The organism is Undibacterium sp. Dicai25W, from assembly GCF_049340505.1.
Classification (GTDB): domain Bacteria; phylum Pseudomonadota; class Gammaproteobacteria; order Burkholderiales; family Burkholderiaceae_D; genus Undibacterium; species Undibacterium jejuense.
In genome coordinates, this window is record NZ_JBMPOQ010000006.1 from 181,517 (window position 1) to 195,072 (window position 13,556).

Annotated in this window: 16 protein-coding genes; all 16 read right to left on the minus strand. The window is 46.3% G+C overall.

The genetic code is table 11. The features are described 5' to 3' along the window. Positions 1–60: 60 nt before the first annotated feature. The 16 genes from ACO0KY_RS09525 to ACO0KY_RS09600 all read right to left on the minus strand — a co-directional run bounded on the left by ACO0KY_RS09525 (position 61) and on the right by ACO0KY_RS09600 (position 13,444). The gene (locus ACO0KY_RS09525; RefSeq protein ID WP_423045555.1) at positions 61–849 is read right to left on the minus strand and encodes a MipA/OmpV family protein; all 789 of its coding nucleotides are present in this window, start codon (positions 847–849) and stop codon (positions 61–63) included. Positions 850–869: 20 nt separating this feature from the next. Next, positions 870–1,442 carry a DUF4337 domain-containing protein gene (locus ACO0KY_RS09530; RefSeq protein ID WP_186910723.1) on the minus strand — a complete coding sequence of 191 codons (573 nt, stop codon included), beginning with the start codon at positions 1,440–1,442 and terminating at the stop codon, positions 870–872. Positions 1,443–1,449: 7 nt separating this feature from the next. Next, positions 1,450–1,932 carry a dihydrofolate reductase gene (locus tag ACO0KY_RS09535; protein ID WP_186910724.1) on the minus strand — a complete coding sequence of 161 codons (483 nt, stop codon included), beginning with the start codon at positions 1,930–1,932 and terminating at the stop codon, positions 1,450–1,452. 18 nt (positions 1,933–1,950) lie between these two features. Beyond that, complete coding sequence (locus ACO0KY_RS09540; protein WP_423045558.1) at positions 1,951–2,745, minus strand: thymidylate synthase; 795 nt, start codon at positions 2,743–2,745, stop codon at positions 1,951–1,953. Positions 2,746–3,004: 259 nt separating this feature from the next. After that, positions 3,005–4,618, minus strand: coding sequence for a sensor histidine kinase (locus ACO0KY_RS09545; RefSeq protein ID WP_186910726.1), 1,614 nt, complete (start codon positions 4,616–4,618; stop codon positions 3,005–3,007). 202 nt (positions 4,619–4,820) lie between these two features. After that, on the minus strand, positions 4,821–5,015 hold the full coding sequence (gene iscX / locus ACO0KY_RS09550; RefSeq protein WP_423045561.1) for a Fe-S cluster assembly protein IscX: 195 nt from the start codon (positions 5,013–5,015) through the stop codon (positions 4,821–4,823). A gap of 35 nt (positions 5,016–5,050) precedes the next feature. After that, positions 5,051–5,389 carry an ISC system 2Fe-2S type ferredoxin gene (gene fdx / locus ACO0KY_RS09555; RefSeq protein ID WP_423045563.1) on the minus strand — a complete coding sequence of 113 codons (339 nt, stop codon included), beginning with the start codon at positions 5,387–5,389 and terminating at the stop codon, positions 5,051–5,053. Positions 5,390–5,490: 101 nt separating this feature from the next. After that, complete coding sequence (gene hscA / locus ACO0KY_RS09560) at positions 5,491–7,356, minus strand: Fe-S protein assembly chaperone HscA (RefSeq protein ID WP_423045657.1); 1,866 nt, start codon at positions 7,354–7,356, stop codon at positions 5,491–5,493. 63 nt (positions 7,357–7,419) lie between these two features. Beyond that, positions 7,420–7,923 carry a Fe-S protein assembly co-chaperone HscB gene (gene hscB, locus ACO0KY_RS09565; RefSeq protein WP_423045565.1) on the minus strand — a complete coding sequence of 168 codons (504 nt, stop codon included), beginning with the start codon at positions 7,921–7,923 and terminating at the stop codon, positions 7,420–7,422. Between the two features lie 17 nt (positions 7,924–7,940). Further along, entirely contained in the window at positions 7,941–8,264 is a 324-nt protein-coding gene (iscA, locus tag ACO0KY_RS09570) for an iron-sulfur cluster assembly protein IscA (RefSeq protein WP_186910730.1), read from the minus strand. Positions 8,265–8,318: 54 nt separating this feature from the next. Then, positions 8,319–8,705 (minus strand): Fe-S cluster assembly scaffold IscU, encoded by a 387-nt coding sequence (iscU, locus tag ACO0KY_RS09575; protein WP_186910731.1) that lies wholly within the window; start codon positions 8,703–8,705, stop codon positions 8,319–8,321. Between the two features lie 64 nt (positions 8,706–8,769). Next, positions 8,770–10,023: an IscS subfamily cysteine desulfurase gene (locus tag ACO0KY_RS09580; RefSeq protein WP_186910732.1), complete on the minus strand. Its 1,254-nt coding sequence runs from the start codon at positions 10,021–10,023 to the stop codon at positions 8,770–8,772. Positions 10,024–10,039: 16 nt separating this feature from the next. Next, complete coding sequence (gene iscR / locus ACO0KY_RS09585) at positions 10,040–10,522, minus strand: Fe-S cluster assembly transcriptional regulator IscR (protein ID WP_186910733.1); 483 nt, start codon at positions 10,520–10,522, stop codon at positions 10,040–10,042. Positions 10,523–10,699: 177 nt separating this feature from the next. Continuing rightward, positions 10,700–10,903 carry a VF530 family DNA-binding protein gene (locus tag ACO0KY_RS09590; RefSeq protein ID WP_423045569.1) on the minus strand — a complete coding sequence of 68 codons (204 nt, stop codon included), beginning with the start codon at positions 10,901–10,903 and terminating at the stop codon, positions 10,700–10,702. A 21-nt stretch (positions 10,904–10,924) separates the two neighbouring features. Next, entirely contained in the window at positions 10,925–11,734 is an 810-nt protein-coding gene (locus ACO0KY_RS09595; protein ID WP_423045571.1) for a hypothetical protein, read from the minus strand. 198 nt (positions 11,735–11,932) lie between these two features. Then, on the minus strand, positions 11,933–13,444 hold the full coding sequence (locus tag ACO0KY_RS09600) for an aldehyde dehydrogenase family protein (protein ID WP_423045573.1): 1,512 nt from the start codon (positions 13,442–13,444) through the stop codon (positions 11,933–11,935). Positions 13,445–13,556 lie beyond the last annotated feature (112 nt).

Sequence of the window (13,556 nt, forward strand, 5' to 3'; positions counted from 1 at the left end):
CAGGATGCGCTCATTTTTATTGGAGTAAGGACTAAAGTCTGACTATATTTTTATCCTGCATCAGAAACGATAACTCGCTGCTGAAAAAACTGTTACCGGTGTCTTTTGAAATACAAACGGGCTCTTAGTTACTTCAGATGAATACCGGCTGACCGAGGCGCCTGTTGTTAAGGACCAGTTCGCATCGATAGTCCAGTGCCAACTGGTGCTTAATTTCACATCAGTCAGGCCTGAGCTCGGCATGTATGGTAAGTAGCCGCTGTTGAAAGACTGTTGATCGTTAACGCCAAAATAGGACTGCATGTATGAAGCATTAGCCCAATTTGCTCTGATCGTTGCTGTTAACCGGTGTTGGTCGCTGATAGCTGTCGTGACGCGAGCTCCCAAGCTGGTTTGCAATCCATTGTGATTTGTGCCGGAGCCATAGCGGATAGACGAAAGCAGGGAATAGTTTTGATTGATGTTGTAGTTAAGAAATGCGCCAGGTTCAATAGTGGTATCCACATCACCTAAACCTTGTAGCTTGGACGAAGATGACTCGTCCCGTGCTGGTTCTACACCCAATCGCAAGCCATACTGAATGGTAGGATCTTTGGAAAAGTTATAACCCAAGCCATTAATGCTGCTGAAAAACGCTCCATTTTTCCATTGTGCATCCAGCCAAGGATAGATTTTTGCTTTACGCTCGTCAGAGCCGGCATATTTTGGTGTAAACAGTACAATGCCACCTAAAGAAAAATTAACGTCTTTCGGCAGATAGAATTCAGGAATAGTTTGCACAAATTCAGACGTTTGCGCAAACGAGTTGCAACTGCACGCGACTAGGATAAGCCCTAAAAGCTTTTTCATTTTGATTTCTCTTTCTTATTTTAAATATGAAACCAAGCAAGTGAAGCCAATATTACACCAACACCTGCAACACCGTAAGAGGCGAAGTTCAGCCATTTTTTCTTGGTGAGTAGGGTGATCGCTGCAAGCGATATTGCTATCTGCACGGCTGTCATCGCTTGAGCCCAGCGATGGTGTTGGTGCAGTTCTAATTCAGAGGCTTCTTCCCATTTGCTTGATTCAGCTTCTAACTCTTCCGCTTTTTTCTTGATTTCTTCTTTTTCGGACTTGTAGCGTGCGACCTCTGTTTTATATTTTTCGGCATCCGTGCCAGGCAAGCTTATTGCTAACTCAGCCAGATTTTGCTTGTTGGACTTGGATTGGTAAAAATTCCACTGATTTGATGCTTCCGTTTTTTTAATCGCAGCTTCATTTTTGTACATCGCAGCATTGTTTTGTGTAGCACCACCTTCATAACCGAATAAAGCGCCAATTGTTGCCAATATTGCTGTCATTACAGCAATGCGGCTGGCAAATTGGTCGTTACCATGCGCTGCTGCATGTTCAACTTCGTGATCGTGCGGACCGTGTACGTGAAATTCATCGCTAGACATAAAAATCCTAAATTTTCTTATAAGTTACAAATGCGTAATGCAAATTTTGTGCTTCTGAATAATGTTTTTCTCTTGCAACTTCTTGCCAGTATTTTGTGTCGATCGCCGGGAAAAAAGCGTCACATGGATATTCCTGATCAATTTCCGTCACGAGCAAACTATCTGCCATGGTCATCGCTTGCAGATAAATCTGTGCGCCACCAATAATAAATGCGTCCTCGTTTTTCACTACAGACTGCGCTTGCTCCAAAGAGTTCACTATCTCAATGCCGTCATGATGCCATTCCGGATTTCTGGTGATGACAATATTACGTCTGTTCGGCAATGGTCGCCCGATAGACTCATAGGTATTTCTGCCCATAATGATTGGGTGACCACTAGTGCTCTTTTTGAAGTGAGCGAGATCCTCTGGTAAGTGCCAGGGAAGGCTATTGTTGATACCTATGCCTCGTTGTTTATCTATGGCAACGATAATACTTAATGATGTCATTGTAGTGAATTCCTTGTATCAAACTGCAACAGGTGCCTTGATATGAGGATGGAATTCGTAGTTGCTAAATTCAAAATCATCAAATTGGTAATCGAATAAACTTGCCGGCTGACGTTTGATGACGAGTTTCGGCAAAGGGAATGGTTTGCGCGCCAACTGCTCTGCAACTTGTTCCATGTGATTTGAGTATAAATGACAATCGCCGCCAGTCCAGATGAACTCGCCAACCCCGAGGCCAGTCTGTTGGGCGATCATATGTGTCAGTAAGGCATACGACGCAATATTGAAAGGCACGCCAAGAAAGATATCAGCACTACGTTGATAGAGCTGACAAGAAAGTTTTCCATCCGCGACATAGAACTGAAACAAAGCGTGACATGGTGGCAGCTTCATTTGTGGAATATCTGCGACATTCCAGGCTGAAACGATTAAGCGTCGTGAATCAGGATTCGACTTAATTTGCTCGATTAATTGTGTGATCTGATCGATGTGTTTCCCGTCTGGGGTAGGCCAGTTCCGCCATTGGGATCCGTAAACTGGTCCCAGATCACCATTTTCATCCGCCCAGTCATCCCAGATAGATACGCCGTTATCTTTCAGATACTTGATATTGGTTGAGCCAGCTAAAAACCAGATCAATTCGTGAATGATGGACTTTAAGTGCAATTTCTTGGTGGTGACCAGAGGAAAACCCTCGTTAAGGTCGAAGCGCATCTGGTATCCAAAAACGGATACCGTGCCAGTGCCAGTACGGTCAGTTTTTTTTGCCCCGTGTTCTTGGACGTGACGCATAAAGTCGAGGTATTGGCGCATGGTGAATGAGGTATTGAAGATGTTGCAAAAGAAAAGAGGCGTTAGTATACCTTATGCACGTCTTTCATCTGATTCTATCGGTCATAAAAACCACGACTTTTCGATCTTTTTTTTGCAGTGCGCAAAAAAGTTCATGTTGCATTTCACGTATTCGGTAATTCAATTGACGGGACTTTAAGCTGTTCTTAGTGCTAGCAAGGATCGTATTTTCTTTTTTCTATATCCTCTGGCTGCAAACATGACGACGTTTTGAGTGTAATTACCCCTCGTTGAGCAGTGGATCTTTGCCATCCCTATCGCCAGGCGCGATCAACGGCAACTTGATTTCAAATCTCGAACCGCGGTTCGGTACACTGGATACGTGGATGGTTCCGCCCAGAACATTGGTGATGATATTGAATGTGATACTTAAACCTAGTCCACTTCCACCTTGACCAAACTTGGTGGTGAAGAATGGCTCAAAAATCCGGTTGATAATCTCTGATGGAATACCTTTTCCATCGTCAGTAAAGATCACCATGACATAATCGCCCATCTTTTCTGCTGTGCAAAGCATGTGTCCTTCTGTGCGTCCTTCCAAGCCATGGATCACCGAATTGTTGACGAGGTTGGTGAAAACTTGCCCAAGTAAGCCAGGGTAGCTATCAAGCTGGATATCTTCTGGAATATCCAATTCTAGTGTAAAAGGTGTTTTCCGTAGGCTGGAGTGGAGCAGTGCAGTCAGCTCTTGCAACATGACTAGTAAACCGAAAGTGCGTCTTTGAGCACTCGATTGATCGACCGCAACTTGTTTGAAATCTCCGACTAAATGCGCAGATTGTTGCAGACCACGTAATAATAATTTAGTTGAATCCAAAGCGGTGACGGCATATCGTGTGAGGTCCGAGCGTCTAATTTGTCCTCCTTCCACCATTTGCAGTAGGTGACGGGTTTCTTCCTCCAGAGTACTGGCGACCAGTAAACAGTTGCCAAGAGGGGTATTGAGTTCGTGGGCGACACCCGCAACCATGGAACCTAAAGCGGCCATGCGCTCTACGCGGGCAAGTTCGGCTTGTGCGGAATTAACGTTGTTAAGTGCTGCCTCCAGGTTTTGATTCACACTTTCAAGCTCTTGCGTGCGTTGACGCACTTTGGACTCTAGTGTGCCGGAATATTCGAGCAGCTGGTGATTTTTTACTTCAAGTTCTCCAAACGAGCGTTTTAATGCTTGTCGGGTTGCTTCTAAACTATTTGCAAGGTGGCCCAGTTCATCTTCGCGATTGAGTGCAATCGGGTCATTCAGTTCGCCGTTAGCGAGGCGGTCAGACTCGTCCATGAGCATTCTGACGGGTTGTACCAGGCGCCACTGAAGAACCAGCAAAATGAAGAATATTGCCATGAATAAAGACAGTACTGCAGTCGTCACGTAGCGTCGGAAGTCCGAACGTAGGCTTTCTTGCAGCAAATCTTCTGCCAGGGTCAGACGGACCTCGCCGATGACTTGACCGCCATGCTTGATTTCGCGTGCCATCGTTGTAAATGGCCCTTTTTGGGTTTGGCGTCGGACGCTATTTTTAATAAATTCTTTTCTATCGGGGAGGGTGATAACCTCAATAGTTGCTACGCGTGGATCGGAATACACCACCTCGCTCGAAATATTTGCTATTTCAGGCGTAATTTGCCATAGCGGTTCGCTCAAAATGACTGACAAGATTTCGACCAGGCGATTATGATCTTCGGCGTTTCGCGCGCGGGCAGCGATTTCTATGCTGTTGATGTGATACGGAATTAAGAACGTCGCTGGAACAGTGAGTCCAAAAACCACTGCTAAAATAATAGCTAGTCTGAGGGTGATACGGCTGCGAATGGCAGAAAAAATGTATCTAAACCGCATTGCAATATCCTTGTGCGTCGCTGTTCTGTGGGGTGCTGCTAAAAGGCACGCTATGCGCTTCGCTTTTATGAACCTAGTCAGAAATATGCAATAGTTGCAACCAACTTGGTTATCAATGCGTAGACAATCGAGAAATACTAAGAGTTTTTCTTATTTTGAGCAAGAAGATGATAGTCCGTGCACTGACATGTAACAACAAAGTTTATTTTGTCTCCTCTATCCACGCCATTTGTATTGCTTCCAATACTTTTTCTCCGCCCCGCAAGTGATCGTCGTCGAAACCGTCCAAATCAACTACCCAGTTATGTAAATCAGTAAAGCGCACCATCAGAGGGTTGACATCCGGGTATTTGTCGTACAAAGCCGCGGCAATTTCATGGATGTCAGACCATTGCATTTGTTGTCCCTTGATGAACCTCTTCGAAGCTCACATTAGTGATTTTCTCGCGCATGGTTGATAGTGTACTTCGGAATTTCGATGGTGATGTCTTGTTGACCTAATTTAACCTGACAAGATAGTCTGGATGTTGCTTCCAGTCCCCAGGCAGCATCGAGTAAGTCCTCTTCGTCGTCAGTTGACCCGTTTAGTGATCGAAATCCCTCGCGTATAACGACGTGGCAGGTGGTGCAAGCGCACGACATTTCGCACGCATGTTCTATTTCCACGTCGTTTTCAACTAAGGCTTCGCATAAGGATTTTCCTTCATCAGCTTCAATAATCGCGCCTTCGGGGCAAAGCTGAGCGTGGGGTAGAACGATAATTTTTGGCATGCTATTCTCGATTTTTGTCTATGTAGGTGCTTTTATACCCAGATCAAGACTGCGTGCATCTGGATATTTGTCTGCGAATTAACGGTACTTGTTTTTGCTGATTAAGCAATGTCATCCAATTTTTTTCCTGCCAACGCGCTACGGACACTCTGATCCATGCGGCGTGCAGCAAATTCTTCCGTGCCGCTTGCTAAATCGGAAATTGCAGTGTGTAACATCTCATGGTTGTCTTGCTGCATTTGTATTCTGATTGTTTGCATGAGCTGTGCAATCACTGCAAATTCCGCCTCTGAAATCAAATGACGGTCGGCGTCTAGCGCAGATTGTGTGGCGAGCAATATTCTTTCTGCTTCGACTTGTTCTTCGCGCAGCGCGCGCATTTGCATGTCGGCATCCGCAGAACTGAAGGAATCTTGCAGCATACGTGTGATATCGTCATCGGCGAGGCCGTAAGACGGTTTAACATTAATTGTCGCTTCGACACCAGAACGCAGTTCTCTTGCTGAGACAGAAAGCAAACCATCGGCATCAACCTGATAAGTGATGCGGATACGTGCAGCGCCTGCGGCCATTGCTGGAATTCCACGTAGTTCAAAGCGTGCTAATGAACGGCAATCGCTGACTAATTCCCGTTCACCCTGAACCACATGAATTGCCATTGCTGTCTGACCATCTTTGAAGGTGGTAAATTCCTGGGCACGGGCACACGGAATTGTTGAGTTGCGTGGAATTACTTTTTCTACTAATCCACCCATGGTTTCTACACCAAGTGACAGTGGAATTACATCCAGCAATAACCAATCGTCGCCCGGTGCGCGGTTGCCAGCCAATAAGTTAGCTTGAATTGCTGCGCCAAGTGCGACGACTTTATCTGGATCGATATTGGCGAGCGGGGTGGTTTCAAAGAACTCACCAACCGCTTTGCGTACGTGTGGCATACGTGTTGCACCACCAACCAGCACAACGCCATCAATATCGTCGCTGGATAAGCCTGCGTCGCGTAAGGCTTTGCGGCACGGTGTAATGGTTTTAACGACCAGATTTTGCGTCATTTCTGCGAATACGCTGGCAGTAATTTGCAAATGCACTGTTTCACCGGAATTGAGCTTGGCATCAATGAAGGTGCTTGGTTTGCTGGATAAAATTTCCTTGGCTTCACGTGCTTTGACCATTAGTAGGCTAGTATCTTCGTCGGATAGTGGCGCCAATTTGGATTCTTGTAAAATCCAGCAAAACAGACGATGGTCAAAATCATCTCCGCCTAATGCAGAATCGCCACCAGTAGACAACACCTCAAATACGCCTTTGCTCATCTTTAAAATAGAGATGTCAAAGGTGCCGCCGCCTAAATCGTAAACAGCGTAAGTGCCCTCTGAGGCATTGTCCAGGCCATAGGCAATCGCCGCAGCGGTAGGTTCATTCAGCAAACGTAGTACATTGAGACCAGCGAGTTTGGCAGCGTCTTTGGTCGCTTGACGTTGCGCGTCGTCAAAATAGGCCGGGACTGTGATGACTGCGCCGACCAGATCATCGCCTAAGGCGTCTTCGGCTTGTTGACGTAGCGTCGACAAAATCTGAGCGGAAATTTCTACCGGGCTTTTAATACCAGCAATCGTTTTTAACTGCACCATACCAGGCTCATCATGAAAATCGTAAGGCAGATTCTCAGTGTAAGCGATATCTTTTAAGCCGCGCCCCATGAAACGCTTGACGGAGACGATGGTGTTTTTTGGATCGTTGCTTTGCTCTGCCTGAGCTTTAAAGCCTATGTGCGCATGACCATTCGGTAAATAGCGAACGACTGAAGGCAATAGTGGGCGGCCCTCTTCGTCGTTCAAAACTTCGGGGATACTATTGCGTACGGTCGCAACTAATGAATTGGTCGTGCCCAGATCTATGCCTACCGCCAAACGATGTTGGTGAGGTGCGGTGGACATGCCTGGTTCGGAAATCTGCAATAAAGCCATGGTATCTGAGGAGGATGGCGAGCCATCAAATGGGCGCAAAAAGATGCGCAAGGTTAATCGAAATTACTCTTCCAGTGCAGCGATATCAGCAATGAATTTTTCTAAAAACATGCAAGTGCGAATCTCTTGCGCAGCGGCGGTAAAGTCTGGTTTGTCCAGTGTGCTCCCGACTTGCAGTAATTTTGCTTTTAAAGCGTTACGTAGTTCTTTTTCCAGTGCGTAAAGTGCATTTTGGTCATTCGCCTGGCGTGCATCGTCGAATGCCTCGCGCCATTCCATTTGCTGCATTAAAAAACTTGCAGGCATGCTGGTGTTGGATTCAGTTTGTAGATCTACACCTTGCAATTCACACAGATAAGTTGCACGCTTAAGCGGTTTTTTGAGTGTCTGATAGGCTTCGTTAGCGCGGGTTGCCCATTGCATGGCAACCCGTTTCTCAGCGTCACTGGCTTGTACAAATTTATCAGGGTGAACTTGATTTTGCACTTCGTGATACGCACGATCGAGCTGATTCATGTCCAGCGAAAATTGTTGAGGTAACTGGAATAGCTCAAAATGGTTTTGCATAACAATCTTCTGACGGGCTAGATGCGGAAACTTTCGCCGCAGCCGCATTCGTCTTTGACATTAGGGTTGTAAAATTTAAAACCTTCATTCAACCCTTCGCGTGCGAAGTCAAGTTCAGTGCCATCGATGTATGGCAAGCTTTTAGGATCAACGAATACTTTTACGCCGTGTGATTCAAATACTGAATCATCCGATCCTACTTCGTCTACATATTCAAGTTTATACGCCATGCCTGAGCAGCCTGTGGTACGTACGCCAAAGCGTAGGCCTATGCCTTTGCCGCGACGTTCCATGTAGCGAGTCACGTGTTTTGCTGCTTTTTCTGTGAGTGTAATTGCCATGCTGCTCCCCATCTTTACTACATCAATTCTTCGCTGCGTTTTCGCGCTACTTTTTTAAGCTGCGCTATGCTTGTTTTTGTAATCAAGTACTGCTGCTTTGATCGCATCTTCTGCCAGAATGGAGCAGTGGATTTTGACCGGTGGCAATGCCAACTCTTCAGCGATGGCTGTATTTTTGATTTCCAGTGCTTGATCCAGCGTTTTGCCTTTGACCCATTCCGTCACCAAAGAGGAGGATGCAATTGCTGAACCGCAGCCGTAAGTTTTGAACTTAGCGTCTTCGATTACGCCATCTGCGCCAACCTTGATCTGCAATTTCATGACGTCGCCGCAAGCTGGTGCGCCAACCATACCAGTACCGACGCTGTCATCACCTTTTTCAAAGGCGCCGACGTTACGTGGATTTTCGTAGTGATCTAAAACTTTGTCTGAGTATGCCATTTTGATGCTCCTGAATATTTGTGCTCTGTGCCTTCTGATGAAACTATTTTCAGTCAGAAATTAATTAATGTGCCGCCCACTGAATGGTCGAAATATCGATGCCGTCTTTATACATGTCCCACAGTGGCGATAAAGCGCGCAATTTCTCGACTTTAGTTTTCAATAAATTGATGGAGAAGTCGATGTCTTCTTCTGTTGTGAAACGGCCAATCGTGAAGCGAATGGAGCTATGGGCTAATTCATCACTGCGACCTAAAGCACGTAAAACGTACGACGGTTCCAAACTGGCAGAAGTACATGCAGATCCAGAAGAGACAGCGATGTCTTTAATTGCCATGATCAGTGATTCGCCTTCAACATAGTTGAAACTGACATTCAAATTATGCGGAACACGATGGTCCATGTCGCCATTGACATAGGTTTCTTCAATTTCTTTGAGTCCATTCGCCAGACGATCGCGCATGGCGCGAATGTGGCTTAACTCGCTTTCCATCTCTTCTTTTGCCAGGCGAAAGGCTTCGCCCATGCCCACGCATTGATGTGGAGCCAATGTGCCGGAGCGGAAGCCGCGTTCATGACCGCCGCCGTGCATTTGCGCCTCCAGGCGTACGCGTGGCTTGCGGCGAATGTACAGAGCGCCAATGCCTTTAGGTCCGTAAGATTTGTGGGCAGAGAAAGAAACCAGATCAACTTTTACTTTTTCCAGATCGATTTCTACTTTACCTGTTGCTTGCGCTGCGTCGGAATGGAAGACGATGCCGCGTTCACGACACAATTCGCCGATTTCAGCGATAGGCTGAATGACGCCGATCTCGTTATTGACCCACATGACGGAAACCAGAATAGTGTCAGGGCGAATTGCTTCTTTTAACTGTTCAATCGTGATCAGGCCATTGTCTTGTGGCTGCAGATAGGTCGCTTCAAAGCCTTGGCGTTCGAGTTCACGCACAGTATCGAGCACTGCTTTGTGCTCAGTTTTTACTGTAATTATGTGCTTGCCTTTAGCCTTGTAGAAATTGGCTGCACCTTTTAATGCCAGGTTATTACTTTCAGTCGCGCCGGAAGTCCAGACGATTTCGCGTGGGTCAGCGTTGACCAGCGCTGCAACATTGCCGCGCGCTTCTTCAACCGCTGCTTCCGCATCCCAGCCGTACATATGACTGCGTGACGCTGGATTGCCAAATTGCGCGCGTAAAAATGGGATCATTTTGTCAGCAACACGCGGATCAACAGGCGTCGTCGCGGAGTAATCCATGTAAATAGGGAAGTGTGGTGACTTCAGTGTGTCCAGCAGACTTTGTTCCAGTGGTGCGTTCATTCAAGACTCCAAATTTTCAAGAAGCTGTGTGATTGACATGCGACTGATGCACGACAATGACTTGGTTTTCCGAGATTTTCTGTTTTTGTTGATTGACCAGATCCTGTAGTGAAACTGAATCAAGGTAGTCAACCATTTTAGCGTTGAGGGTAGCCCATAAGTCATGGGTCATGCAGTGCAGTCCATTGCTCAGGTCACTGCCGTGGCAGTTACCCTTGCCGCCGCATTGCGTTGCATCAAGAGGTTCGTCGACAGCGATGATAATATCGGCGACGGTGACGTTTTGTGCTTTGCGGGCGAGATTGTAGCCGCCTCCTGGTCCTCGTACAGATTCTACGATTTCATGGCGGCGCAATTTTCCAAATAACTGCTCTAGATAAGACAAAGAGATATCTTGCCGCTGACTAATTCCAGCGAGCGTGACTGGACCTTTGTCCTGGCGCAATGCCAGATCTATCATGGCCGTAACGGCAAATCGTCCTTTGGTGGTGAGGCGCATACTGTTGCTCCGGTGCCTGTGGTACAAAATTCTGTATGCCCTGAGTTGTTGAGCATTTTGGTCAAGTATAGCAAACTTGAGTGATCTTGTCAGGTACTGCCAGATTTTGGATTTTTCAGAGGGAAAGAGCTGCGTCGAGGCGGTTCAGAATCTGTAGAAGTTGACCAATGATCTTGATTATTCGGATTCAAGATACAGTTTTTCCACTTTTTCTCTCGCCCAAGCCGTCTTGCGTAAAAATTTCAGGCTGGATTTTACACTGGGATCGGAAATGAAGCAGCGGATCTGAATTTTTTCGGCTAAACCGTCCCACCCATATTGATCAACTAAGTGAATAAGGATATTTTCGAGGGTGATGCCGTCGAGCGATTTTTTTTGCATTTGGTATTTTGTTGCTATTTTTTATGGACTGAACCAAAGTTCTGGTCGATTCAGTGGCAATTTATTGCTGTCTAAGAGCGGATTATTCAATTCTATGATGTTCCGATGTCGAATATCGGCTTTACGTGTCGATTCCTTGTGATATTTTTGGAAAATGTTTTCAAATTGTCCGCTAGCCAAAATATGTTCCATGCCATTTTTGAGATCTTTGGCAAGACCGGCTCGGCGCGGCGAAACAAAAAAGTAATAGGCCGTTGGGTAATGCAAGACGATATGATCATCGATCGCTATCTTCAAATCGGAATGACTGGTCTGCTCACCCCATATTTCAAATATTGCTCTTGGAAAATAATCAAAACGATTCACTTCTAACATTTTGAATAGTGCCTCATAGGTAGATGAGGTGATGACATTGATTTTGTTGCTTTGCAAAATATCTGTATCTGGCCAATCGTGTACTTGACCAGCATCGAGTTTATTCAAATCACTCAATGATTTTATTGGTTTTAGTATATCTTTATTTTTGCTACTGACAAATGAGATGCGCCAGCCGAGCATTCCTTTGTCGAGAGGAATTCGGATGGGAATTAACTTGGATTCGCGTTCATTGGTCGACATCGTCCAAACTAAATCTAGTTCACCCGTTGGCGAAATGGTCTCATTGATGGCACGTGTTTGCGGGTAGGCCATGCTGCTTGGCGTTAGCTGGTATTTGCCTGGAAATATTTGCAGTGCAGCTTTTAACACATCAAGGACGTAGTCAATGTGGGGGTCTATTTTGGCCGTCGAGCGCGGATAGTAGATGGTTTCACTGCTGTAGACGTTACTCATTCCCAAAATGAAAAATGATAAGACGAGAAAGCAATATGGCAGGAAACGTTTGGGCATTAGTAACTGGTATGCAAGTTTCGGTAAAATGTTAAATGAATTTTAGCTGAAAATGCCACAAATCATACGATTGAGTGATAAATAAAAAAAGCTGCCAGATCGATCTGGCAGCTAGTAGATGAAGTTGATTGTCTGGCTAATTCAAATATCGAAACTAATTCCCTGTGCTAACGGTAATGCGTTGCTGTAGTTGAATGTATTTGTAGAACGACGCATATATGCTTTCCACGCGTCGGAACCTGATTCGCGACCACCACCCGTATCTTTTTCACCCCCAAAAGCACCACCGATTTCTGCGCCAGAAGGGCCAATGTTGACGTTGGCGATACCACAGTCACTTCCAACAGCAGAAACAAAACGCTCAGCTTCACGCATATCTGTCGTGAAAATGGAGGAAGATAAACCTTGCGGCACTTCATTGTTCCATTCAATCGCTTGTTGCAAATCGGTGTAGCGTACGATGTACATGATGGGTGCGAAGGTTTCATGGTGCATCGATTGGGTTTGTGTCGGCATTTCAACTAATGCAGGACGTACGTAATAACCGGCTTCACATCCGGAAACACTGGTACGTTCACCACCAAACACTTGTCCCTGTTCATTTTTTGCGGCTGCTAATGCAGTCTGCATCGCATCGAAGGAGGCGCTATCAATGAGTGGTCCGACCAAAGTGGACTTATCGAGTGGATTGCCAATTGGCAGGCCAGCATAAATTTTCTTCAGACGTGGTACCAGCGTATCATAAATGCTGTCGTGAACAAACAGACGGCGCAATGTTGTGCAACGTTGCCCGGCGGTACCGACTGCTGAGAATGTAATTCCCCTTACAGCCATTTCAAGATCGGCACTTGGTGCTACGATCATCGCATTGTTGCCACCAAGTTCAAGGATAGTACGGGTAAGGCGTTTGGCGCATACTTCGGCGACCTGGCGCCCCATACGTGTTGATCCCGTTGCACTGACCAGAGCGACGCGCTTATCTTCAACCATTTGTGCGCCGGTTTCACGGCCGCCAATAATCAATTCTGCTAACCCGGCTGGTGCATCGTTGCCAAATTTTGCTACCGCTTTCATAAACAGGGCGTGGGTAGCGATCGCGGTTAATGGTGTTTTTTCAGATGGCTTCCAGGTCACGCTATTGCCACAAACAAAGGCTAGTGCTGCATTCCAGGCCCACACCGCTACCGGGAAATTGAATGCAGAAATGACGCCAACAACGCCGATTGGATGCCATTGTTCCATCATGCGGTGACCTGGCCGTTCGGAGGCGATTGTCAGACCGTAGAGTTGTCGAGACAGGCCGACGGCGAAATCGCAGATGTCGATCATTTCTTGTACTTCGCCTAAACCCTCTTGCAAAATTTTTCCTGCTTCAAGGGTAACTATTTTGCCCAGCGCTTCTTTGTGTGTGCGCAGTTCTTCGCCGAACAAGCGTACCAGTTCGCCACGACGTGGCGCTGGCACTTGGCGCCAGTGTTGAAATGCACTTTGAGCACGCGCGATGCGCGCTTGGACTTCCTCTGCATTGTCGGCGCGTAAGCTGGCTAAAGTCTTTCCGTCAATCGGTGAAATACTGAATATGTCGGAACCCTGATAGTCGTTTAATTGAACGCCGAGGTCCGCGAGTAGTGTTTGAAGTGTGGAATTATCCATGATCATCGCTTCGGAAAGTGAGATGGCGGATACGATCCATCAAGGAGTCCGCCATACAAAAATAAAAAAGGCTGGTTTAACTAAGTCTGGTTTTTGGCCGGTAATACTATTC